Annotated in this window: 23 protein-coding genes; 22 read left to right on the forward strand and 1 reads right to left on the reverse strand. The window is 50.2% G+C overall.

Annotation, left to right across the window (positions count from 1 at the left end):
- Positions 1-139: 139 nt before the first annotated feature.
- The 6 genes from ABID47_RS31785 to ABID47_RS31810 all read left to right on the forward strand — a co-directional run bounded on the left by ABID47_RS31785 (position 140) and on the right by ABID47_RS31810 (position 6415).
- Positions 140-1078, forward strand: a complete 939-nt coding sequence (locus tag ABID47_RS31785; RefSeq protein ID WP_354503030.1) for a ketopantoate reductase family protein — start codon at positions 140-142, stop codon at positions 1076-1078.
- 139 nt (positions 1079-1217) lie between these two features.
- Complete coding sequence (locus tag ABID47_RS31790; protein WP_354503032.1) at positions 1218-1799, forward strand: dihydrofolate reductase family protein; 582 nt, start codon at positions 1218-1220, stop codon at positions 1797-1799.
- Positions 1800-1876: 77 nt separating this feature from the next.
- Positions 1877-2560, forward strand: coding sequence for a response regulator transcription factor (locus ABID47_RS31795; protein WP_354503035.1), 684 nt, complete (start codon positions 1877-1879; stop codon positions 2558-2560).
- Complete coding sequence (locus ABID47_RS31800; RefSeq protein WP_354503037.1) at positions 2557-4416, forward strand: sensor histidine kinase; 1860 nt, start codon at positions 2557-2559, stop codon at positions 4414-4416. The genes ABID47_RS31795 and ABID47_RS31800 overlap by 4 nt, the downstream gene beginning before the upstream one ends.
- A gap of 191 nt (positions 4417-4607) precedes the next feature.
- Positions 4608-5285 (forward strand): GDSL-type esterase/lipase family protein, encoded by a 678-nt coding sequence (locus ABID47_RS31805; protein WP_354503040.1) that lies wholly within the window; start codon positions 4608-4610, stop codon positions 5283-5285.
- Complete coding sequence (locus tag ABID47_RS31810; protein WP_354503042.1) at positions 5282-6415, forward strand: acyltransferase family protein; 1134 nt, start codon at positions 5282-5284, stop codon at positions 6413-6415. The genes ABID47_RS31805 and ABID47_RS31810 overlap by 4 nt, the downstream gene beginning before the upstream one ends.
- A 77-nt stretch (positions 6416-6492) precedes the next feature.
- On the opposite strand, the gene ABID47_RS31815 is transcribed toward ABID47_RS31810, so the two are convergent.
- Positions 6493-7569, reverse strand: a complete 1077-nt coding sequence (locus ABID47_RS31815) for a GntR family transcriptional regulator (protein WP_354503044.1) — start codon at positions 7567-7569, stop codon at positions 6493-6495.
- Positions 7570-7772: 203 nt separating this feature from the next.
- Here ABID47_RS31815 and ABID47_RS31820 point away from each other — a divergent pair, with 203 nt between their 5' ends.
- The 16 genes from ABID47_RS31820 to cysC all read left to right on the forward strand — a co-directional run bounded on the left by ABID47_RS31820 (position 7773) and on the right by cysC (position 25135).
- On the forward strand, positions 7773-8489 hold the full coding sequence (locus tag ABID47_RS31820) for a MerR family DNA-binding transcriptional regulator (protein ID WP_354503045.1): 717 nt from the start codon (positions 7773-7775) through the stop codon (positions 8487-8489).
- Between the two features lie 118 nt (positions 8490-8607).
- Positions 8608-9345, forward strand: a complete 738-nt coding sequence (locus tag ABID47_RS31825) for an SDR family oxidoreductase (RefSeq protein WP_354503048.1) — start codon at positions 8608-8610, stop codon at positions 9343-9345.
- A gap of 187 nt (positions 9346-9532) precedes the next feature.
- On the forward strand, positions 9533-10447 hold the full coding sequence (locus ABID47_RS31830) for a tetratricopeptide repeat protein (protein ID WP_354503050.1): 915 nt from the start codon (positions 9533-9535) through the stop codon (positions 10445-10447).
- Between the two features lie 59 nt (positions 10448-10506).
- Positions 10507-10938 (forward strand): SRPBCC family protein, encoded by a 432-nt coding sequence (locus tag ABID47_RS31835; protein WP_354503052.1) that lies wholly within the window; start codon positions 10507-10509, stop codon positions 10936-10938.
- Between the two features lie 94 nt (positions 10939-11032).
- Complete coding sequence (locus tag ABID47_RS31840) at positions 11033-11500, forward strand: MarR family transcriptional regulator (protein ID WP_116230452.1); 468 nt, start codon at positions 11033-11035, stop codon at positions 11498-11500.
- A gap of 156 nt (positions 11501-11656) precedes the next feature.
- Positions 11657-13069 carry a DHA2 family efflux MFS transporter permease subunit gene (locus tag ABID47_RS31845; protein ID WP_354503054.1) on the forward strand — a complete coding sequence of 471 codons (1413 nt, stop codon included), beginning with the start codon at positions 11657-11659 and terminating at the stop codon, positions 13067-13069.
- Between the two features lie 306 nt (positions 13070-13375).
- A complete protein-coding gene (locus tag ABID47_RS31850; RefSeq protein ID WP_354503056.1) occupies positions 13376-15202 on the forward strand; it encodes a sensor histidine kinase in 1827 nt (608 codons plus the stop codon).
- Positions 15177-16691 (forward strand): response regulator transcription factor, encoded by a 1515-nt coding sequence (locus tag ABID47_RS31855; protein WP_354503058.1) that lies wholly within the window; start codon positions 15177-15179, stop codon positions 16689-16691. The genes ABID47_RS31850 and ABID47_RS31855 overlap by 26 nt, the downstream gene beginning before the upstream one ends.
- A gap of 167 nt (positions 16692-16858) precedes the next feature.
- The gene (locus ABID47_RS31860) at positions 16859-18190 is read left to right on the forward strand and encodes an ABC transporter substrate-binding protein (protein WP_354503061.1); all 1332 of its coding nucleotides are present in this window, start codon (positions 16859-16861) and stop codon (positions 18188-18190) included.
- Between the two features lie 21 nt (positions 18191-18211).
- Positions 18212-19078, forward strand: a complete 867-nt coding sequence (locus tag ABID47_RS31865) for a carbohydrate ABC transporter permease (RefSeq protein ID WP_145133505.1) — start codon at positions 18212-18214, stop codon at positions 19076-19078.
- On the forward strand, positions 19075-19983 hold the full coding sequence (locus ABID47_RS31870; protein WP_354503066.1) for a carbohydrate ABC transporter permease: 909 nt from the start codon (positions 19075-19077) through the stop codon (positions 19981-19983). Before ABID47_RS31865 ends, ABID47_RS31870 begins: the two co-directional genes overlap by 4 nt.
- Before the next feature lie 168 nt (positions 19984-20151).
- Positions 20152-21258: a Gfo/Idh/MocA family protein gene (locus ABID47_RS31875; protein WP_354503068.1), complete on the forward strand. Its 1107-nt coding sequence runs from the start codon at positions 20152-20154 to the stop codon at positions 21256-21258.
- 49 nt (positions 21259-21307) lie between these two features.
- Complete coding sequence (locus ABID47_RS31880; RefSeq protein WP_354503070.1) at positions 21308-22111, forward strand: sugar phosphate isomerase/epimerase family protein; 804 nt, start codon at positions 21308-21310, stop codon at positions 22109-22111.
- Positions 22112-22144: 33 nt separating this feature from the next.
- Positions 22145-23563, forward strand: coding sequence for a sulfatase family protein (locus ABID47_RS31885; RefSeq protein WP_354503072.1), 1419 nt, complete (start codon positions 22145-22147; stop codon positions 23561-23563).
- A complete protein-coding gene (locus tag ABID47_RS31890) occupies positions 23560-24564 on the forward strand; it encodes a Gfo/Idh/MocA family protein (protein ID WP_354503075.1) in 1005 nt (334 codons plus the stop codon). The genes ABID47_RS31885 and ABID47_RS31890 overlap by 4 nt, the downstream gene beginning before the upstream one ends.
- A gap of 16 nt (positions 24565-24580) precedes the next feature.
- Positions 24581-25135, forward strand: a complete 555-nt coding sequence (gene cysC / locus ABID47_RS31895; RefSeq protein WP_354503077.1) for an adenylyl-sulfate kinase — start codon at positions 24581-24583, stop codon at positions 25133-25135.
- The last annotated feature ends 2 nt before the right edge of the window (positions 25136-25137 follow it).

The following is a 25137-nucleotide window of genomic DNA, read 5'->3' on the forward strand; positions in this document are numbered from 1 at the left end:
TCGATATGTGTTTGTTGATTTATCGACAAAAGCAAGAACATTACCGATTGATGCAGCTTTATCGCCTTGATATGCTAAGTCTAATCAACATTTGTTGATAAATCAATATTTGTTAAAATGCTGAAGCGGAGGAGTATTCATGAACATATTGGTATATGGGGCAGGCGTCTTAGGCAGCTACTTGGCGCATGTACTGGTGCGCGGAGGCCATGATGTGACAGTATTGGCCAGAGGCAAGCGGGCGGAGGAGCTGGAGCAGAGCGGCCTCGTTATCCGTCACTATTTTCAGCGCAAAACGACGGTCGACCAGGTCCGGGTTATTCGTACATTGGACGCTGAGGAAAGTTTCGATCTCATCTTTGTCGTCATGACCTATCCGGATTTTCCATCCGTGCTGCCAATACTGGCTGCGAATCAGAGCCGTCATATCGTTCTGGTAGGAAATAATGCGGATTCCAACAAGATGCAGCATGAATTGCAGCAAATGAGCCGGACCGATAAACAGGTCGCCTTTGGTTTCCAGATTAGCGCGGGCCGGAGGGAAAACGGACGCATCGTCTGCATCCGCGCAGGCGGGCAAATGGTACTGGGCGGGATTGACGGGCCGGTTTCTTTTCGGTCATTGCTGGAAAAAGCATTCGAAAGCACCAAATACAAGCTGGTGTTTCACGAGGATATGGACGCTTGGCTAAAGAGCCACATCGTTCCAATTTTGGCGATGAATGCTGCCTTGTTTGCCAAAGGCGGAAGGCTGCAAGAAATAGCCAAGGATAAAGAAACACGTACCCAGATCATTGCGGCGATCGATGAAGGCTTCAGTGTGCTTGAAGCCTTGGGATATTCGATTACGCCTGCCGGTCAAGCGGCATTTTTTCGCAATCATAAACGGACGGCCAGCCTGGCGCTGAAAATTTACCACAGCCTGCCGGTAGCCCGATTGGTGGACGGATCTTTCGAGGAAATCGCCGCCTTCTTCGAAGCGTTCGGCGATTGGAAGCGTAATGCGGGCGTGCCTACTCCCCGGTTGGACGATCTCGAAAAACAGTTTTTTGGAAGTACTAAAGCCGAGAGCCGCTAGGCAACGATGCTGTTAACCAACATCCGCACCCCCATAAATTTACCAAATAGGAGAATGAGCAATCGGTAAGAAACGTGCTCCCGGGATCACTGATATAATGCATTTAAATACAACGCTTATATAGGAGGTTGTTATTGATATGGGTGAAATCATTCTTACCATGCAGGTCTCACTGGATGGCATTGTGTCGGACGAGCATCTGTGGATGACGCTGAGCAGGGAAATTCTTGAAGATTATTTGGACTATTATCAGACGATCGACACGATCATCGTCGGCAGAAACTCGTACGGCTCATTAGCCGAATACTGGCAGCAGGCGGAGAACTCATCCGATGCATTGGAGCAGGCCATTGCCAAAAAGATGAACGACATTCCTAAACTGGTGGTATCGCACTCCGATGTGGAACTAACCTGGAGAAACTCGGAATTATTGCTGGTGAAAGACGAGCAATCCCTTGCAGAAGAACTCCAAGCCCGAAAGAATGCCGAGCAGCGAATTTCAGTGGAAAGCGGCGTGAAGACGTGGCAAACCTTTATCGAGCACGGGTTTTACGATAAATTATGGCTGCTGGTTCATCCGGTCGTAGCCTCACAAGGCGAGCAATTATTCGCTCTTGCTGGACAGCGGCAGTCGCTGCAGTTGACGCAAACCAAAACCTATTCCAATGGAGTCGTTGGATTACAGTATCAGGCGGCAAATCAATCAGGACAACCTTTCTAGGAAGGTTGTCTTGTTTTATGGGCTTCGTTTACAATAAGGTTTTATGAACTAAGAAATGCGAAGCCGGGAGAGATTCCATGCAAGAAACGATATTAATCGCCGAAGACGAAGCCATTTTAAGGGAAATTGCCAAAGATTATTTTACGAATGAGGGGTATGAAGTGCTGGAGGCTGCTGACGGGGAAGAAGCCCTGCATCTATTCCAAACGAACGATCCTGCGCTAATTATTCTGGATATCATGCTGCCTGAGTTGGATGGATGGTCGGTATGCCGGCGGATCCGCAAAACGTCAAATGTTCCGATCATCATGCTGACGGCCCGGTCGGATGAAGAGGATACACTGCTCGGATTTGAGCTGGGTGCCGATGATTATGTAACCAAGCCTTACAGCCCGCCTATTTTGATGGCTAGAGCGAAACGGCTGCTCGACAGCCGTCGCCGGCTACCGGTCAACGCGGTCCATCAGAGCTTGTCGCTTGGCGGCATTAGCCTGAATCTTACTTCAAGATCCGCCTCCGTTGACGGCAGAACACTTCACTTGACGTTTACGGAATATGAAATTTTAGCCCTGCTGATGAAAAACCCGGGAATGGTCATCACCAGGGAACAATTTATCGCCAAAATATGGGGGTATGAAGATGCGGGGGACGACCGGACCTTGAATACCCATATCCGCAATTTGCGCATCAAGCTTGGCGATAAGTCAAGTTTGATCACAACCATTCTTCGGATCGGCTACAAATTCGAGGATCCGGCATGAGGACGAGGATCGTCTTTAAGTTATTTTTGCTTACGGCCGCGCTGTGCATGCTGATTTTGGCCGCGGTCGTCATAGGACAGACGGTATTTTTTAAACAGTTTTACGCGAACCAGAAGGTAAATGAAACGGTTAAATCCATCCGGAATTTCGCCAATGAATACGTGCAAGCACCGGGAAGTGAACAAGCCATACTGCAGCTGGAGCAGAAGTTCTACGACCAGTACCATGTATGGATCACCCCGCTCGATCGATACGGGAACGTGCATCAAGCGAACGACTTTGCGATGGACGTCAAACTGGACTCTTCCCAAGAGCACCCGGAGCTCTCGAACAAAGAAATCAGGGTCCCCCTCTACCATCTAGTCAACCAGGAGGAGATACTTGGCGGGGAAACTCCCCAATTAGCACCGGGAATGCGAATCAGCATTTACGGTATCGTCAAGGATTCCTCGCTTATTCCTTACATCATCGGAAAAACCGGAATTTTCCCTCCCGGCACGTTAGGCGCATTAACCCCGGCACAGCTGGAAGGGGTCAAAGGGCAGCCCTTTTGGGAAAACCGGCAGCTTGAGGAGCAGGTGAACCAGTATCTTCATGAGAAGTCCTCCGGCACTGCGGGAACTTCACCGGTAACCATGATCATCGGGACCGTCCAAGCCGTTCATGTACCGCAGAATAGTTACACATCTCTGTCGTATCTTGCTCCCCAATCTTTCTTTATGGAGCGGGCCCGGGCTTTTCAGGCCGATCTCCTGTTGAACCCTGGTATAGCGGACGAACCATCCCTGCAGATTACCGACGATCACCAGAATGATATTCCCTATAAGCGGGTCGTCCTGCGGGTGAAGGATTCGGTAGGCGGAGAGGGGTATCTGTTCGCTATGGTATCCCTGCAGCCTGTAGACGATGCGCTGAATATGGTCAAGGCTTATTACGGTTATGTCCTCGGTTTTGCCATTCTGCTGATTCTGTTTGCGTCCTACTATTACTCAAGGAAAATTGCCGGTCCTTTACTGCAGATCAACCGGGTTACTGAAAAAATTGCCAACCTGAATTTTTCCGAGAAGGTTCCTGTCTTGTCCAGAGACGAAATCGGCGATTTGGCCAAAAATATCAACACACTGTCTGACGCCCTGCATTCCCGTATTGAACAGCTGAAACAGGACATCGAAAAAGAAAAGAAGCTGGAAAACACACGCAAAGAATTCATCGCGAGCGTGTCCCATGAGCTAAAAAACCCACTCAGCGTGATGAAAAGCTGCCTCTCCGCCGTGAAGGACGGCGTAGCCCGGCACAAGAACGATTACTACATGGCAGCGTTGGAGAAGGAAGTGGACCGCATGAATTTGCTGGTGGTGGATATGCTCGAGCTGGCTAAATTCGAATCCGGCACCTACCAAATGAAGGGGGAGCCATTTTATATTGATGAAGCCATTCATGATGCGTGCGGGCTGCTGACGCTGGATATGGAGAACAAACATTTGGATTTGAGGAAACAAGTCGACCAAGTGAGCGTATGGGGCAACCGTCAACGGATCGAGCAGGTGCTTGCCAATTTTCTGACGAATGCCATTCGGTATTCACCGGAAAACCAGTCGATCCATATTTCGGCCAGAGAAGAAGGAGAGGCTGTTAAAGTCAGCGTAGAGAACAAAGGTGCCAGAATCCCTGAAGACCAGCTGGATAAAATCTGGGACCGCTTTTACCGGGGAGATGCTGCACGGAAGCGCTCGGATGGAGGAACGGGACTCGGGCTAGCCATTTGCAAAAATATTCTGGAGCTCCACGGCGCCCGTTATGGCGCCATGAACACGGAGGATGGCGTCCTGTTTTTCTTTTACCTACACAAGGCTTGATGAAACTTAATCATTTCCTCGCAAGAAACCGCCTTGTTCTGCATGATGCAGGACGGGCGTTTTTTTCTGTCCAGATAGGAAGAACATTCTTTAGCTCCTGTTGATTTCATCTTTACCTGATCTTGATATGGGTCTTTTATGCTGTCTTACGTACACAAATAAAAGAGCTGAAATCAAGGAGGTCATTCATTATGAAGACTAAAATGGGGTTTATTCTGCTGGCCGGGGCGATGGCTTGTTCCATATCGGCTTGCAGCCCGGGAGTAAATGGCAGCACGGTTTCGACGGATACACCAAGTTCGGTGAATGACCAGCAAGCGAGCACCGAAGTAAATACTGCGCGGTCGGCGTTTGCCTCCAGTATGTTCATCGGGGATTCGTTTGTGGAAAAGGTCGCTAAATGGTTGGACAAAAGTCAAACCATCGCTAATGCGGGAGCAACCGCTCAATTTGCCATTGAAGACGTGGATCAAATCGCCGCAAGGCAGCCGGCGCATGTGTTCATCATGCTTGGATCCAATGACCTGCTCATGCCGGTAGACGATCCTATCGCCAATTCCACGAACCATTATGCCAAGCTGATCGAGGGGATTCGTAAAGCCGTACCGAATGTGAACATCCACGTCCTATCGGTTACGCCAGTGACGGACCAAGTATTAAAAGAAGAACCGCGCTACAAACAAATCCCGGACTACAACCGTTCGCTGAAACAGATGGCCGCCAATGAAAAAGTTGACTATATCGACTTGTCATCCATTTTCCAGACGGGTACGGATCTTCATACCGAGGATGGCGTTCACTTCAAGGATGAGTTTTATCCGCTGTTTCTTCAAAAAGCGGAAGCCCATCTGAACATACCCGAGTCATGAGTAATCCGGGACAAGCTCACTATATCCCCGGTCTGGATGGGATCAGAGCGCTGGCTGTATGCGCAGTCATTGCTTACCATCTGAATTGGGGGTGGTTTCCAGGCGGTTTTTTAGGTGTCGGCATCTTCTTCGTGCTCTCCGGATATTTGATTACGGATCTGCTCATCCGGCAGCGGGAAGGAACCGGGCGGATCGACCTGCGGGATTTTTGGTTCCGGCGCGCCCGGAGGCTGCTTCCTGCCATGTGCTCGGTACTGCTCATCGTGATCGTCTGGCTCGCCTTATTTCAAACCTCGCGTTTGGCTGAATTGTGGGGCGATATTGCAGCTTCCTTGCTGTATGTAACCAATTGGTGGTTTATCGTTAACGACACAGCGTACTTCTCGCGGTTCAGTACAGCTTCGCCGCTCATGCATTTCTGGTCTTTATCCGTTGAAGAACAGTTTTATCTGGTCTGGCCGGTTATGCTCATGCTGGGACTCCGCTTCGTTACCAACCGCAAAATATTGTTCGCGCTCATTCTTATAAGCGCTTTGGCTTCAGCCTTGGCCATGTACTTCCTCTACGTACCGGGGCTGCTGGATACGAGCAGGGTGTATTATGGAACGGACACGCGTGCGTTCTCGTTGTTGATTGGAGCCGGACTTGCTTTGTGCCGGCCCGCTGGTAATCCGGGCAAGGAGGGAAAAGGAAGAACTGGACTTCCGACAATCGCAATGGATTTTACGGGATTTGTTGGACTAGCTATTTTAATTTGGATGATCTGCGGGACAAGCCAATATGAACCCTTCTTGTACCAAGGCGGGATGGTACTGCAAAGTACAGCCACAGCAGCGGTCATCGCCGCGGCCGTTCAGCCCTCCACATGGATCGGGCGCTGCCTAAGCTGGAAGCCGCTTCGCTGGTTGGGTATTCGTTCCTATGGAATTTATCTGTGGCATTACCCGATACTCTTGCTTACATTTACAGGAGAGGAACGGTCATTCCTTCAAACAGCCGTGCAAATAACTGCTGTTCTGGTCATCGCGGCGATATCATGGACGTACCTGGAAAAACCTATTCGCTATGGCTATAGCAACTGGAGTAGACAAAGAGGAAATACAGACAAACGATCTTCCATAGAATCCTAGAGCGTAAAGTCAAAAAACAACAACCCTGTTATAACGCATTCGGGTTGTTGTTTTTTTAGGAATCGGCCGCGGCAAGGCTACAGCTTTTTGACCGATTCGCGTATGACAAGCTGAGTTGACAGCAAGATCTTTTTGTAACTGTTGGGCGTTTCACTGCTGCTGTTCTCGAACAGAAGCTTTGCCCCCTCGTAGCCAAGTTCCTCAAAATTCTGCTTCACGGTGCTCAGTGATACCTTGGCGTATTTGGCGCTTTCGATGTCGTCGAAGCCCATGATGGATACTTGCTCGGGAATTTTGATTCCCCGTTGGGTTAGCTGCCCGATCATCTCGAGCGCTCGCCGGTCGTTCACGCAGAAGAGTGCAGTCAGTTCGCCCTGCTGAATTTGTCTGCATAGCTTCGTATAGTCCAAATCCCGCTCCAGGTATAACAGTTCGTCAGCCGGGGCAAGGGAGGCATGTGTCAGGGCATTCCGGTACCCGCTAAACCTGTCGACCTCAGTGCTCAAATGAAAATCATAAGCAGCAAATCCGATTTTTCGATGACCCTGGGCAATCAAATACTCCACGGCTTCGTAGGCGCCGTCATGGTTGTTGCACGTAATGCAGTTGACGGGATAACCTGCAGGAATACGATCGAGCATAACAAAGGGAATCGACTGTCGGCGAATCTCGTTCAGATATCCCTTGGCCAACTCCGGATGCGCGGAATAAATAAGCAGTCCCCGGTTCTCGGATTGGATCAGCTTTTGAATGACCTCTCGTTCCTGCTCCACGTCGTTTTCCACAAATTCAATGATCAGCCTGCAGTCCTGCTGGTTTACGAACGACTGAATCCCTTTAATGATCTGCATATACGAAGCGTCATACATTTCGTTGCCGGAAATCATAAATGTGACGTAACTGGATGTTTTATGTACAGAAACGGCCGGATCGGCGACAAAGCTCCCTTTTCCCCGAATACGGTAAATGACTCCTTCATTGACCAGCTCCGACAGCGCTTTTCGCACCGTGATCGAGCTGACGTCAAGCAGTTTGGAAAACTCGGATTCGCTCGGAATGCGGTCATGGGTGCCAAGCTCTTTATTTTCTATTTGCAAAAGCACATAATCCTTCACTAACTGGTACTTGGGCAGTGTTGAGTCGATCTTGCTCATGTAGGTTCACCTCTTATAGACATATCCCTAATTATATCGTACATCGGGGTAAAATATATGGTCGTTCGTCGCATGGTTTGAAATAAGCGGCAAGAGAGCTGCAAGGATGCGGATGTATCCCAACATTCCTTGTAGGCTCGCCCCGTAATTCTTATAATATGATTACATGAGTTTAACGTTTTACTTTAAGGAAAGGACCGTCCATGGACAAAAACTATACACCGAAGCAGATGGCCACGAGACTTCATGTCAGCACCACTACCTTGCGGAGATATGAAGAACTCGATCTGGTGCCGGATGTACCTCGCACGGCCAGTAATCGGAGATATTACACACCGCTGCATGTACAAGCATTCATTGCTTTACGTGCCTTAATCAAAGGATTCGAAATACCGGTCAGTTACGATGTCATGAGTTTGCTTAAAAAAGGGCATGTTGAACAGGCGCTCTGGAAAATCAATCTTCATCAATACAACATTCAGGTAGAGAAACAACGCGTGGAAGAAATCATGGGCTTGATCCAGAAAACTGATTTTTCCAAGTACAGAAATATACGTGTAACGGAAGAAATGAAAATCGGAGAAGTGGCCGCGATCGCCGGTGTAAATCCCTCGGCCATCCGCCATTGGGAAAAGGAGGGGCTCATTCGCTCCAAACGGAACCCGGAAAACGGATATCGGGTGTTTACGTCCGGGGAATTAAAAAAGATCATCGTACTGAGCAGTCTGAGGAAAACCGTCTATTTTATTGAAAACATGAAGCAGCTGCTTGCCGCTTTAGAGACATCTGATCTCGCTGCGATTGAACGCTCTTTCAAAGTGGCACTGCAAAAGCTGAATGAGCAGTTGAAAAACCAAATGAACGGCATATCCGAAATGATGAGATACATTGAGCTCCATTCCTTCTTCGAAGAGAAATAGGCAAGAATTGAATAGGTATGTTCTAACGATGCCCAACCACCTTTTCCTATAATGAGTACATAAGGTCGGGCACGGGAGAAACGGCACGGCCAATACATTCTAAAGGAGAGAAACGGATATGAGATTGAATGGAAAAGTTGCCATCGTTACTGGAGCATCGAGAGGGATCGGGAGACAAATTGCGTTACAATTGGCAGATGCCGGCGCGAAGGTCGTTGTGAATTACTCCTCCAATGAGGCAAAAGCGCTTGAGGTGGTACAGGCGATTGAGCAGGCCGGCGGCGAAGCGGCTGCCATCCGCGCCAATGTAGGGCGTTTGAATGAAGTCGAAGCGCTTTTCACGGAGACGCTGGAGCGGTTTGGACGCCTGGACATTCTGGTCAACAATGCCGGGATCATGGGGGTAGTACCGATCGCTGAAGTGACGGAAGACATGTACGACCAGCATTTTGATATTAACGTGAAAGGAACGTTCTTCGCTTGCCAGCAGGCGAACTTGCATATGGCGCAAGGCGGGACGATCATCAATTTTTCAACTTCGATTGCAGGAGCCATGCTCCCAGGTTACAGTATTTACGCGGCAACCAAGGGTGCCGTAGAGCAGATCACCCGTCAATTGGCCAAAGAATTCGGCCCTAAAGGAATCACGATTAACACCATTGCCCCGGGACAAGTAGCAACGGATCTGTTCTTGAACGGAAAATCCGAGGAACTGATCGATTCCTACCGCCGTATGAACGCCTTCGGTCGACTTGGAGAAGTGGAGGACATTGCGAATGCGGTCGAGCTGCTGGTCAGTGACAAAGCACGGTGGATAACCGGACAGACCATTCGGGTTAACGGTGGTTTCAACTGAACAATGATGAGTCATCCGCGCTAGCGGATGGACTTTGCGATTAAAGCTTCCGGCTGCGGGAGCTTTTTTCCTTGTTTGGCTCTAATCATTTTTTATCTTGTCACAGAGGGACATAGCGCATAACATTTGTGTAGCGACTGATATGCTGCAAGATATCTATACTTATGCTCAAAGGAGAAATTACTGTTTGAATACGAATCAAAGGGCCATCGCGTGCCTGGAACAAAACAAATACGACGAAGCGCTCGCGCTTTTCAAACAAGCTGTAGAAGAGTCACGGGGCGTTCAGTCCTTGACCAATCTTGCGTGGATCTATGTACATGAAGAGGAGGATCACGAGGCAGCCCTGGCATTGCTCCATGAGGCCATTGCTTTAAAACCGGCATCTTATTTTCCATATAATTTGTTGGGTGAGGTTTATATCGTCATGGAAAAATGGCAGGAAGCATCGGATATGCTGGTCCGATCCTTGGCGATTCAGCCTTCGGAGGAAGCATACAATAACCTGGCGATCGCGAGGTATCATTTGGGAGATATTCAGAGCGCTGCCGACTATTTTCAGCGTAGTGCTCAGCCCTCTGATTATGCGATGTACAGCCACATTAAATGCTTGATCGAGCTTGGGAGAGCGGAGGAAGCCAAAAGGAAACTGGACGCCTTTTCGGAAGAAGACGAAGAATTTGTCGGCCAGGTTGAAATGGCGGAATTGTACGTTGAATTGGGCTGTTTTGAGCAGGCTGTTGAATGGTTTGAAAAAGGGTGGAAGTTATACTGGAAGACACCCGACTGGGTCGGCCGTTTTGTGTACGCTTTACTGAAAATCAATAAAGCAGGGCGCGCACATGAAATCCTTAATGAAGTCATTCAGCAAAAAGCTGAGGACATCTGCGACGCGGACAAAGAGGCGTTTGACGACGATTGGACGGAGGATGAAAAGGCCGAGTATATTCAGGAACTGGCTGAGGAACAGAAGGCGTATGAGGGGTTGCTCCAACGTATTACGGGAGGCTATATTCCTCCCATGAAATACGATACTTCCTTGCGGTACGGCTGTTACTTGTTCGGATGCGAGCGCCATCAACATCCCGAGTATCATGAATGAAATGAGAAATCAGGCTATCATGATGTGGACAAACTCCAAAATGAAAGGAAATGGGTCGCATGAACAACGTTACCAAAATGAAGATCGGCAAACCGGTCAGTGAAGTGTTTCAAGCTTTCGTTGATCCAGTTAAAATAGGGAATTTTTGGTTTACTTCCAGCTCTGAAAGATGGGAACAAGGCAAAACGATTACATTAACATACGACGAATACGATGCCCGGGGCGATATCAGGATCATGGAAATCAAAGAAAACCAAAAAATCGTGTTTCAATGGGGCGCCGACGGAGAAGGGCACGAAGTTACCATTACGCTTGCTGAATCAGGGATTTCCGAAAGTATCGTCGAGGTGACGGAAGAAGGCTTTAACGAAAACGAGCAGGACTGGATACGTCAATTTGTGGATAATAAAGAAGGATGGGTCTATATGTTAACTTGTTTAAAAGGGTATTTGGAATATGGCGTTCAATTGAGAGCCTCCCTGATCAAATAGTTAGCCAAATGCTTGCATAGCCGCCGATATTGTTGAAATAGAAACAAAACCTCCATATAATAGGGTCATGCACCAACGGGCGGGAGGGCAGTCCATGAATAAACAAGAACAGGTCATGATGGATTTCAGGGACTTATTTAACAAGATGGCTTGGCTTAATAAATCCAAGATGGAAGACAGTCTTAAGGGGTATAAGCCTTCTGAAGTCCATTGCATCGAAGCCATTGGAAAAAACGCGGATCCCAACGTAACCAAACTTGCGGAGTCCCTTTATATGACGAGAGGTGCCCTAAGTAAACTAACGAAAAAGCTTATGGAAAAAGGTCTGATCGAAAGCTATCAGAAGCCGGAGAACAAAAAAGAAATCTATTTTAGGCTTACGGAGCAAGGGAAGGTCATTTATAACATCCATGAGGAACTGCACAAAGAGTTTCAAGAGCGGGATCAAGCCGTATTTGAGCAGGTTACTGAGGAGCAATTTGACGCTATGCTTCGATTCATCCATGCATACAGCAGGCATTTGGATACAGAAATTATGAAAAAGGGTATTAGTATTCATTAAGATGGACCAATTCGAATAATGAATAAAGAATCCGCAGGCAGTCGGGCTCTATTGAGCATGGCTGCTTTTTTGTTATGTATATTTTGTTGACAGGGAAACAAAGATGCGTTATTGTTGACAAGGAAACAAACAACAACCTTCTGAGAGGTGATGAACATGTCAAAAGTTAAAGCCAAGGAACCAGCATTACCCAAAGAAATGCTTGTTGCCGCCTGGGCGATTGCCCTCGGAGCCATTGCCCCTATGCTGGACTCGACGATGGTGAACATCGCCATCGACCAGCTAACTAAGGGCTTCAACACGACATTAGATATCGTTCAATGGTCCATTACAGGTTATGTTTTAGCACTTGCAATCGCAGTTCCAGTATCCGGCTGGTTGATGAATAAGTGTAACGGGAAGAAAGTTTTTATTGGAGCAGTCATCGCTTTTGGTGTCGTTTCTGTGTTAGTAGGCGCAAGCTGGGATATTTCCAGCTTCATCTTTTTTCGTCTGCTTCAAGGATTCAGCGCGGGGATTATAACGACGCTCATGTCAACCCTATTGGTTCAAACAGCTGGTCCTGAAAATGTGGGGAAAGTAATGGCCATCGTCAGCACGCCTATGATTTTTGGACCAATCCTAGGGCCAGTCATCGGAGGCTTTATCGTTCAAGGCGCGTCTTGGCATTGGATATTCTTCATTAACATGTTTATCGTTCTGATTGCTGCGCCCCTGATGATGAAAAAGATTCCCGACTTTGAACCGTTTGACAAAGACAGTAAACTCGATGTTTTTGGAATTATTGATTTGTCCTTCATGAGTGCGGCCCTGATATACGGCATTACGAAAGCAGCGGACCATGCATCCTTTAACAATCGGGAAACCATCTTGTGGGTGGGCATGGGTCTTGCCTTAGCCGTCATTTACTACGCTTATAATCGGATCCGAAAAAATCAAACCGTGCTTCCAGTGAATTTATTTACACACAAGAGCTTTACAGCTGCGAGTATCGGTTTGTTTTTGGCGAATATTGCCGTCATGGGTCCGATGATCATCCTGCCGTTGTTCTTCCAAAACTTCCGGCATTTTACCGCCATTGAGGCAGCGCTTGCGTTAATTCCCCAAGGCGTCGGGATGCTCATTACCCGGCCGCTGATCGGAAAAATGATTGATCAGATCGGCGCGAAATACGTAGTTCTGGTCAGCCTTGTCGTTTCGCTTATTGGTTCCATTCCGCTGATCTTTATCACCGATCATACGAGCATGATCTGGATTTCCATCGTCTTGTTCATCCGGGGTACCAGTTTTGGAGGCATTATGCTTCCGCTTACGAGTGACGCTTATACAGGACTGGACAGCAAGCAACTTCCGCAAGCAGGTGTCGGGATCAATATGATTGAAAACCTTGGTTCAAGCTTTGGCTCAGCGGTTATCGCAACCGTGGTCGCAGCGGCCCTCCAAGGAATGCAGCCAACGATAGCGAACGGATTGAAGGGTTATCATACAGGATTTTTAGTATCCGCCGTTGTCCTTGCGGTAATCTGCATCCCGGGCCTATTCCTTACCCATAAAAAAGGCGCATCATAACGATCATCGTTTTACAATCAAAGGCGAATGCAGTTCATTTTTGCTGCCTTTCACACAGCTTCCATAAAGGACGGATGCCGCTTGGCATTCGTTTTTTTTGCGTGACAAGGGTTCCAGACGGCGGTTAGCGAATACAGGACAATCATCCGGCGCATATGCATCCAAAGAAAGACAACCGGAAGTATGTTGGAGGAAGGTGGTGATCTGATCAGAACGATCGGAAACCGAAGGATTTACACAAGGATTTCCACAAGTACAGGGCATGGATAAAGGGAGGAGAGCCCTATCAAACGGTGGAACGACTATTTGCTGAAAACAAAAATGTTTATCGCATTCTCGGCGGTATCCCTGTTTATCGTGACGTTGACCTGCCTGATGTTTGACTACAAAAATGTAAGCGATATCAAAAGCCAAACGTTCGCACTATCGGATACGATTACGAGGCAGTTCAGCAGGACGTTCGAGCTGTATGTTCAGGACATTGAAAAATTATCCGTGTCGATCATCGGGGATTCCATCATCCAGAACAGCCTGATCGATCATTACCATTCCGACGATCCTGTGGAGCAGAACGAAATCGAACTCACGATCAACAATCGGCTGTTCACGCATTTACAGTCGAGATCCCAATTGCAGAGCATTTACCTGTTTACTTTGGACCATAATGCTTATTTTGTATCGAAAGCCAGCGGACCTAAAGTCAGTTTTGATCTGGAAGATGAAATCTGGTATCCCCGGACAGCCGAAATCATGACAAACAAGTTCATTTTACTGCCTGTATCCGAGGAAAATACCGGAGGAGACCGCCGGGAGAAGGTCATCTCATTCGTGCGGAACATCAACCGCATCCCTTATCGAGATACCCTAGCGTATATGAAGATCAACATCAATGTGAACGTGATTAACGATATGCTCGTCATGTCCGATGCCAACGAATTTGAACGGAGCATGAGGGTTCTCATCGTGACGGACCAGGGAGACATCGTGTACGACGACAAGGACGAACTGACCGGAAACACCCATTCGGGACTGGGCAAGTCCGCATTTCAGAAATCGCCTCACTCGGGGGAATTGACGTGGATGGGGCAGCGATACCTGTACACGATCGAGCATTCGGATTATACCAAATGGAATACGGTCATTCTTACACCGAAAGATTTTTTACTGTCCAAGCAAAAGAAGTCGCAATATATTCTCGCTCTTGCCGGGCTGCTCGCCACAGTGCTGATCGCCCTCGTGTCTTATCTTTTATCTCACCAGATCACGATTCCGCTGCGTAACTTGATGAAGAAAATGACGCGGGTCGAGCAGGGCGATTTCAGCCAATACATGGCCGTTACAGGAAATCACGAAATCAGCAGGCTGAGCCGAATTTACAACAACATGCTGGACAGCATTTCCCGCTTGATCAGCGAAGTATACGAATCCAAATTGGCGGAGAAAAATGCCCAGTTATCGGCGCTGCAGGCGCAGATCAATCCTCATTTTTTGTACAACACCCTGAACATCATGAAGTCGATCAGCCGTGTCCGGGGCATCGAGGAGGTTGCCGAAATGTCGGAATCGCTCGCAGAGCTGTTCCAGTACAGCATGAAAAATTTGCAGCACCCGGTCCCCCTTCAAGAGGAACTGAACCATATCGAAAATTACATGAACATCCAGCATCACCGGTTCGGCAGCAGGTTCGAGCTTCACGTTTCCGTCCCTGAGCATCTGCTCCATGCATCGGTATTGAAATTAACGATACAGCCTCTGATCGAAAACGCGATCATCCATGGATTGGGTAACATGAAGTCCGGCGGAAGGATTGACCTTCGGGCGATGCAAAACGGCAGCTCGTTCGTCATCGAGGTGTCCGATAACGGCAAAGGCATGGACAAAGAGCAGCTGGAAGGGCTGCGGAGTGCACTCCAGCATGCTGCACATTCGAGCCGCATTCAGGACCAGCCGTATGGAATCGGACTCAGTAATATCCGTGAACGGATTCGGTTGTACTATGGGGCTGAATACGGGATGGAGCTGGAGAGCAGCCAGGGCGGAGGGACGACCGTCCGGATCACCTTACCGTTTATGGATCACAACAACTGGAATAAGGAGGAGGCTTCGGATGAATATATTTCTGGTGGAGGATGAGCATTGGGCGCTTGCGGAGCTCGTCGAACTGTTCCGGATCTATGAAACGGAGCACCGCATTCTTGCATTTGGCAGCGGCGATGAAGCATTGGCCGCGGCCTATGAGAACACGCCCGACCTGGTATTGACCGACATCACGATGCCGGGGATGGACGGGCTGGAATTGATCAAAGCGTTAATCGGTGTGCACCCAGACCTCAAAGCGATCGTGCTGAGCGTGCATGACCAGTTTACCTATGCCCAGCAGGGGATGAAAATGGGAGTCATCGACTATTTGCTGAAGCCTGTCCGCAAGGAGGTTTTATACGCGGCCATTGACCAAACGCTTCTTCATATTACAAACGATTCGAGAAGAAAAACCGAACGTATGCATGCAGCCGTCACACAGATGCTTTTGTCTTCAGAGACACCGGAGAATGAGTATACGGCATCCGTTACCGGGAGCCTGTATTTCGCAGCATTACTGCAAACCAATGGCCATGCTTCGGAAGAGGGCGGGAAGGATACGGCGCTAGGCAGCGCACGATCGGTATTTCTCAAGCGGCTGCGGGAACAAGACTTCTACTGCATCGACGTTGGCGCGAAGCGGAAGGTCCTGCTTGCAGCCTTAGAGGATGAACATCTTATTGCATATTGTACGTCCTGCCTTCAAATGCTCTATCAACAATTGATCCATTCCGGAATTCAAGTGCACATGGGTTACGTCATCAAGAAGAAGGGGGAGTCCCTGCACTCCAGCAATACGGGATTGAACAAAATGATCGAGGAGCAGAGGAAGTTCGGGATGTCCACATACGTAACGCCAGACACATGCGCTGTAGAGGCTGAAATCGGCGAAATATGGGATCGTACCAGGCTGCTCCAAAATTTTATCGCACAGGGAGAAATTCAAAAGGGGAAAGATACGATTCAGAGCATAGTTCATGAATTAAAGCATCATCAACTGACTTTGAAGCAGCTGACGTTGTTCATTAGTGATCTTTTCTATTCGCTCAAATATAACCTACATGCTTCTTCTAACCGGGACACCCGAACCGCCGCGCTCCATGAGGACATGCATATACTTCACGAATTCACTACGTATGACGAATTGTCCGGCTGGCTCACCCGTAAAGTATTCGGGCTGTTCGGCGGGCAGACACCACTAGATCAGAAACCCAAAGAACTCGTTCCCATTTTGTTGAATCATATCCATTCGAATTATGAGCATGATCTTTCACTTCAGCAGTTTGCCGCGGAACATCACGTAAGCCTCGGTTATTTGTCACGCCTGTTTAAAACCCAGACGGGGTACACCTTCTCAGACTATTTGATCAGGCACCGGATCGAAGCAGCCAAAACGCTGTTGAGTGAGGGAGCCCGCATCACGGATGTCAGCAGACTTGTCGGCTATGAGGATCCAAAGCATTTCAGCCAAGTATTCAAACGAATCGTCGGCGCGCCCCCTAAAACATACGCTCAAATGCAAAAAAGAAAATTCACCCCCTAAAAATGGGCAAAAGCACAGGTGTTCACCCATCCGTAATCCATCTAATCTTAACTTACGAGGGAACCCGGGCCCTTGATGCTGCATCGTTTCTGCCATCGAAAGCGCATTCAACCTTTGAGCAATCCGCAGGATCCAATGAAGGAATCAGTTAGGGAGGTTGTGTAATCATGAAGATGACGAAGAGCAAACCGCTTGCATTCGTTACCAGTATCGTGTTAATGATCACGCTGCTTGCAGGCTGCGGGGGAGGGGACAATGCCGCCGAAGGCGATACCGGAAACGCCGGTTCAACTTCGAAAAAGACGACGCTGACGTTGATGGTCGGCAACACAGGTACAACCCTGGAAGCGCTGAAAGCCGTAGCGGCGGAGGCTGAGAAAAAGCTGAATATCGCCATCGAATTCGATATTAAACCGGACGGCGGGGAAGGCGACAATCTGGTCAAGACGCGCCTGGCCACCGGCGATATGGATGATCTGCTCGTCTATAACACGGGATCGCTTTTTCTGGCACTAAATCCGGAGGAGCACTTTATGGATGTTACGAGCGAACCATTTATGGCGAATGTGCTCGATTCCTTCAAGACGGTAGTCACATCCAACGGTAAAGTATACGGTGCTCCTGTGGGATCCACCAATGCAGGGGGCGTTCTCTACAACAAAAAGGTTTACGCCGACCTTGGCTTATCCATTCCGAAAACGTGGGATGAGTTCATGTCCAACAACGAAAAGATCAAAGCAGCCGGCAAAACCGCCGTGCTCGCTTCCTACAAGGATACATGGACTTCACAATTGTTTGTGCTAGCCGACTTCTATAACGTTCAGGCGCAGGTTCCGAATTTCGCGACGGATTACACGGCCAACAAGGTCAAGTATGCAACCACGCCTGCGGCGCTCCGCGGCTTCGAGAAGATCGAGGAAGTGTACAAGAAGGGCTATATGAATAAGGATTTTCTGGCAACGACCTATGATGTGGCACTGAAAATGCTGGCCACCGGCGAAGGCGTGCATTACCCGATGCTGTCCAGCGGACTCGATACGATCATGGCCAATACGCCGGACCAGATCGACGACATCGGTTTTTTCGCCCAGCCGAGCGACAGCGCGGACGTAAACGGGCTGACCATATGGATGCCGAGCGGCCTGTATATCAACAAAGACACCAAAAACGCCGACGCGGCAAAGAAATGGGTGGACTATTTTGTCTCTCCGGAAGGGCAGGCCGTGTTCGCTTCCAAGGTGAAAGCGGCGGGTCCATACGTGATCAAAGGCGCCACACTGCCGGACGATTCTTACGGTGCCGTAAAAGACATGCAGCATTATTTCGACGAGGGGCACACTGCTCCAGCGCTTGAATTCGTCTCCCCGGTCAAAGGGCCGAACCTCGAAAACATCACGGTCGCCGTCGGCAGCGGCATCAGCACAGGCAAGAAAGGGGCCGAAGACTACGACAAGGACGTGGAGAAACAGGCGCAGCAGCTGAACCTTCCTGGCTGGTAACCGCCGAGAAAGGAGAACTTCATGACCAAAACCAAGATGAGAACGTATTCGTATTTCTTTTTACTGCCAGCCGGCATCATTTACTTCGTCTTTTATTTGCTCCCTACCATCCTGTCGTTTTTTTTCAGCATGACTAGATGGACCTTAACGAAATGGACGTACATCGGCTTTGAGAACTATGCCACCTTTTTCTCCGAAACGTCGCTGAGCATCGGTTTCCGGAACACGCTTGTGTACGCCGTCGTGACCTGCGGGTTAAAAGTCGTGCTTGGTCTTCTGCTCGGCGCTTTCCTTACATCAAGGGTTTTGTTCAAAAACTATTTGCGCTCGGTTATTTTCTTTCCGACCTTGCTAAGTACGATCGCTGTGGGGATCGCATTCTCCACGATGATGCACCCTTCGCACGGGATGTTTAACACCGTCCTGGCCTCTCTCGGCATAACTGGTCCAGATTGGCTGGGCAATACGAAAATCGCGTTATTGTCGGTTGCGATGGTCGATGTCTGGAAGGGCGTCGGCGTCGCGACGGTCATCTACATCGCAGGGATATCGGCGATACCCCAGGAATATTACGAAGCCCTGAAGATCGACGGAGGGAACAACTATTCCGCTTTTTGGAACATCACGCTGCCGCTGAGCCGGCCGGCCATGAACTCCGTCATCATCCTTGCATTCATCGGCGGCCTGCGCTCTTTCGATTTGATTTGGGCGATGACGAAGGGGGGACCCGGTTTTACGACCGACCTGATCGCCTCCATTATTTACAAGCAGTACCAGGCCGGTTTCTATGGGCTCGCTACGGCCGGTAACGTGATTTTGTTCATCGCCGTCTCGGTGCTGGCGTTTCCGCTCTATAAGTTCCTGACGAAAAGCGAGGTGAACTTATGAGCAAAGATATAAGCAGCAATCAGTTGATAAAAGGCATCCGCGGAAGCAGGAGCGAGCGCGCTGACGGCAGGCTATCCAAACGGGTAAGGAAAATCACGATTGGGATCGTGGCACTTATCCTGAGTACCTTGATCTTTTGGATTCCCTTTTACTTTGTCATCATCAACTCACTTAAGAATCAGGCAGAATCCGCGGATATGAGCATGGCTTGGCCGACCAGCTTTCATTTCCTGGACAATTATAAAGCCGTCCTGACCGCTTCGGATTACATGCTGGTCCGTGCATTCATCAACAGCACGCTGCTCACCGTCCTGTCCATCAGCATCCTCGTTATTGTGGCGGCGATGGCCGGCTTCGTGCTGCAGCGAAGGGAAGGAGGGAGGACGTCCTCCTTCATTAATTTTCTTGTGCTCGCCGGGCTTATGATCCCGCCGGCCATCGTGCCGACGATCTGGGTGCTCGATTCCATCGGCTTGTTTAAAACGCTGGCGGGAATCACACTTATCGAAGTCGCTCTGCATTTTCCGTTTGCGGCGATTTTGTACAAAGCGTTTGTGGCGACGCTCCCCCGCGAAGTCGATGAGAGCGCCTTAATCGACGGATGCGGCGGCGGCCGGTTGTTTATGAGCATCATTTTTCCGCTATTGAAGCCGGTGACCTCGACTGTGATTGTGCTGACGTCCATCAATGTGTTTAACGACTTTGTCAATCCGCTGTACTTTTTCCCCGGCGCGGACAACGCCACGATCCAGCTGACGCTGTACAATTTCATGAGCCGGTTCACGACATCGTGGAACCTGCTGTTTGCGGACATCGTGCTGATCTCGATCCCGCCGCTCATTCTCTTTATTTTCTTTAACAAAAAAATCGTGGCGGGGATGACGGCAGGGGCGGTCAAAGGCTAGAAGAATGACCTGGCTAAATGTGCATAACAAATCGTCCGGATCGGTACGGTTTCTGTCCCGATCGACCATGAATCAGGAAATGACGGAGATTATGATGTTATTAGAAAACGGTTACAGATCATCTGCTTGTGGAGCAACGAATGAATAACGCGTGAAAGGGATGAAGAAATGGCGGTCAAAATCGGAATCATCGGCATGAATGGAATCGGGAATAACCACGCCAATTGTTATAAGGATGACGAATTGGCGGATGTCGTAGCGGTATGCGACGTCGTTCGGGAACGGGCGGATGCCGCTGCGGAAAGACACGGCGTCAAAGCCTATTACAGCTTGAAGGACATGATTGAGAACGAGCCGGATTTGCAGGTCGTAGACATTACGACGGGAGGGATCGATAACGGAAGCTGGCATTTCGAACCGGCGATGGAAGCGATCGGTTACGGCAAGCATGTGCTCGTCGAAAAGCCGCTGTGCAATGATGTCCGCGAAGGCCGCGAACTCGTTGCGTTCGCAGAGAAGCAGAAGGTGTATCTCGGATGCAACCTGAATCATTATTTCACCGCTCCTGCCGAGAAGGCGAAGGCTTACATGGACGGCGGAGAAATCGGCGAGTTTGTGTATTGTCTCGCCAAAATGGGCTTTAACGGCGGCGAAGCGAATTATGCTCCCGCCGGCTCAGCGAAAATCAGCGGACATCCGTATTTTCACATGCGGGCATTTCTAACGCATCCGTTCAGTGTGATGCGGCATTTCTGCGGAGATATTACCCACATCCAAACGTTCTCGGACCGGCCGGGGTTCCGCCGCAGCGCCGGTGACGTGATGGTGTCCATCAACAGCATTCATGTCAAGTTTGCGAACGGCGGCGTAGGATACCTGCTTAGCCAGCGGGGGGACGCAGTGTATGGGCTCGGCGGCTGGTGGAGCTTGGAGGTGGCTGGATCCAAAGGAACGTTCTGCATCGAAAATTGCGTCGAGAAGGTTTCATTCTGGAAAGCGGAGAAGGGCATCGCTGCGATCAGCGTTCAACCGGAACCGGTCGTCACCGATTTTGGCACAAACGATTTTAACCGGACGTTCAACAACCGGCTGCACGCCTTCCTGGAGGACGTAGAGAACAAGGTGTCTCAGGACCAGCTGCGCGCCAGCGGCCGCGATGCGCTGGCCGTATTGGAATACGTTCATGCGGTTCAGGAGTCCTACGAACTCGGCGGTGAAGTCGTTCGGCCGCATCCGCTGCCGCCGCTGCATGGTGATCCGCTGTACTTGAAGTAAGCAGCGTAGACATTATCCATTATCCGAAGACCAAGGAGGAAAACCCGAGATGATCAAGTTAGGGGTCAATTCCGTATTATTCAAGCATTTCAGCTTTGCGGAAGCGGCAAAGCAAATCGCGCTCTGCGGTTACGACGGAGTCGAGATTGCCGCCATCCAGGGGATGTGCGAACACCTGGACCTTAGCCGCTGGAAGGCGCAGAAGAATGAGCTGCTCGAAATCGTGCAAGAGAACGGCCTGTCCCTTCTTTCGACGGAAGTGGCATCGCTCGATGAGCAGCGGCTGCTTCCTGCGTTCGAAGCAGCCGCCGAGATGAAAATCCCGATCGTGAACGTAGGTCCAGGGGGCAAGATGAATGTCGAGGAAGACCTCGCCGCATCGATCGATAAGCTGGCCGGCATGTCTGAGAAGGCAGCGTCATTTGGCGTAACGCTGTGCGTCAAAGCCCATGTAGGCAACGCGATCCACAATACGCCGACGACACTGCGGGCCATGGAAGAGATTCCATCCCCGGCGTTCGGCATTGACATGGACCCGAGCCATATTCACCGTGCCGGCGAGCAAGCCGAGGAGGCGCTTCCAGCTGTGTTAAATCGAGTAAAACATATCCATATCCGTGACTGCCTGGGGAAGGAGCAGGGCCCTGGTCCAATCGAGCTGCAGGCGTGCGGAAGAGGAGACATCGATTTGTACGGTTACTGCAAGGCCATGGTCGACGGCGGGTACGATGGCCCGGTCGTGTTAGAGGTCATCGGCGCTTCACCGGAGCATTCGCTGGCGCAGGTATCCATCGTTGCGGCTGAGTCGTACGGCTACTTGAACGCGATCCTCAAGAACTTGGGTGCGCGGTAAATCCATACTTGGTAAGGAGTGAATTCAATCGACATGAGCAACCGTAAACGTAAGAACGAGCCTAAGCGTAAGCCAAACGTCATTATTTTCGGCATCGACAGCCTTCGGCGCGATCATATGAGCTCGTATGGTTACAAAAAGCTGACGACCCCATATATCGACCGCGTGGCGAAGGATGGCGTTCTGTTTGAGAAGCATTTCAGTCCCAGCATTCCGACCACCCCTGCGTACGCATCTATGCTGACCGGAATGGACGTATTTGGAACGGACGTCGTGGCACTCCGCCATGAAGGACCATTAGGCGATCATGTGCAGACGCTGGCTGAAACGCTGGGCGATCATGGTTATAACACGACTTGTATCGGTTTTACCGGCAATCCGTCCTCGCGCGGATTCGATACGTATCTGGATTACGAGGCTTGGCTGCCCGATGAAACAGGACGAACGCCGAAAGCACAAAATTTGAACGAAGTGGCCGTACCGGAGCTGGAACGTCTGGCAGCGGACAACAAACCGTTTTTCCTCTTTTTGCGGCATATGGATCCGCATTCGCCTTATTTGCCGCCCGCTCCGTATGAACGGATGTTTTATGGCAGTGACGAGAAAGATCCCGGCAACCGCTCCATGGAACCGGTCTACGCTTTCAAACCGTTTGTCGATTTTTTGAAATCCTGGATTCCGGAAGGCGTCACCGATCAGGAATACGTGACCGCGCAGTATGACGGAGCTGTCGCCTATATGGATGCCTGCATTCAAACCATTTTTGCCAAGATCAGCGCGATGGGTCTGGAGGATGACACACTTGTGATCATCACCGCCGATCATGGTGAGACGCTGTATGAGCACGACTGTTATTTCGACCATCATGGGATGTACGACTGCACGCTGGTCGTCCCGCTCATCATCAAGTTTCCTGGCCGGGTGCCAGCCGGTAAGAGGGTATCAGACGTCACGGTCATATCGGACGTGATGCCGACGGTTCTGGATCTGCTGGAAATTCCGGTGGAGACGAAGTTCGACGGGCGCAGTCTGCGAAAGACGATCGTAGGTGAGGAGCGGAACCGGATCAGCGAATTTTATATCACCGAGTGCACATGGATGCGCAAGCATGGCTGGCGCACACCGGAATGGAAGCTGATCCGGGCGCTTGAACCGGACTTCCATTTCAAGCCTGAGGTGGAGCTGTATAATCTCATTCTTGATCCCGAAGAAAATCATAATGTCGCGGAGCAGGAGCCCGATGTCGTTGCGCTGCTTACGAAACGGATGGAGGATCACATCGCCAGAAGAGAGCAGGAGACCCAAAGAGTCAACCCGATCTATACCAATCTGAATTGGCATGGAACAGGCAAGAAATTCACCTCGTCCCAGGAAGTGTATGATTCCCTTCACATCGGGTCCATCAAAAAGGCGCGTTCGCTGCAGGCGAAGGAAAAGGCGGAATCCCGATGATCAGGGTTGCTGTCGTCGGTGTGAATCATATTGGCAAAATTCACTGCCGCGCTTACAAGCAGCACCCGGATGCGGAGCTTGTCGCCGTATGCGACCTTATGCCGGACCGCGCTGAAGCGGCGGGACTCGAGCATAGTGTTCCTTTCTACACGGATCTGCGTGAACTTCTCGCCGCAGAATCTGTGGATATGGTGGCCGTGGCGACGGCAGGGGTTGAGAAAGGGAGCCATCATTTCGAGCCTGCCGTTATCGCGATCGAAGCAGGAAAAGACGTGCTCGTCGAGAAACCAATATCGAACCGGATCGAAGAGGCCCGCAGTATGGTCGCCCTGGCCCGGGAAAAAGGCGTAAGACTCGCCTGCAACCTGAATCACCGCTTTACGCCTGCCGCGTACAAGGCTAAGGAACTCATCGAACAAGGGAAGCTCGGTTCCATGCTGTATATGAACATGCGGCTTACCATTTCGAACCGGCAGGAGGATACGGAGTGGCTGCACATGCGTGCGCTGCATCCGCATTCCATCGACGTCATGCGCTACTTCGCAGGCGACGTGAAGCGGGTGCAGGCATTCATGACGAAGGCGCCGGGGCGGAATTCATGGTCGACCGTTTCGGTCAACATGGAGTTCGATTCAGGAGCAGTCGGTCATCTAACCGGCAGTTACGACGCCTCCATGTGCCACCCGATCGAGTTCTGTGAAGCGGCCGGCACCGCAGGCCGGATCGTCATCGACAACGTCTATGAGAGCATGACGTATTATCCGCATCAATCGGATGAACTTACGGTGCTTCGCAATCCATTGTTCGGCGGGATGCAGGGTTTTGATGACACGTTCAAGCACCGGATCAACCGCTTTATCGAACAGATCAAGGGAGGAGCTTCCCCTGAAGACATCGAGGCTTCCGGCTCGGATGCGCTCGCCGCACAGGAAGTCATCGAAGCGGCTATCCGATCGCATCAGTCCGGCGGAATACCCGTAGAGGTGCCGACCAGCCCATAAGCAGGAGGTACTTAGGATGAATATAAGGCAGGAAGAGAAAGGAACGGTATTATGGTTTACCGGCCTTTCGGGCGCCGGCAAAACGACAACGGCCCGTTACGTGGCGAATGAGCTGCTGCAGCAAGGAGTCCGCGCAGAGCTGCTGGACGGCGACGAGCTGCGGGAAACGATTTGCAAAGGCCTCGGGTTCAGCCGTGAGGAGCGGTTTGAGAACATTAAAAGAATCGCCTACGTCTCTAAGCTCCTTGCCCGTAACGGGGTCCATGTGCTCGTATCCGCCATCACGCCATATGCTGAAATGAGAGACTACGCAAGGCAAGAAATTCCGGGTTTCGTCGAAGTGTATGTTCAATGTCCTTTGGAGGAATGCGAGCGGCGTGACGTGAAGGGCCTGTATGCCAAAGCAAGGCGGGGAGAGGTGAAGCATTTCACCGGAATATCCGATCCTTACGACATCCCCTCCGATCCCGACATCACGATTTGCACATCATCCCATTCGCTTCAGCACAACAGCGATCAGATTCTATCCTGGCTGAATCGCAGGGCACCGCTAAAAAAGGCAGCTCCTTAGGA

The organism is Paenibacillus favisporus (assembly GCF_040545415.1).
GTDB classification, from domain to species: domain Bacteria; phylum Bacillota; class Bacilli; order Paenibacillales; family Paenibacillaceae; genus Paenibacillus_AQ; species Paenibacillus_AQ favisporus.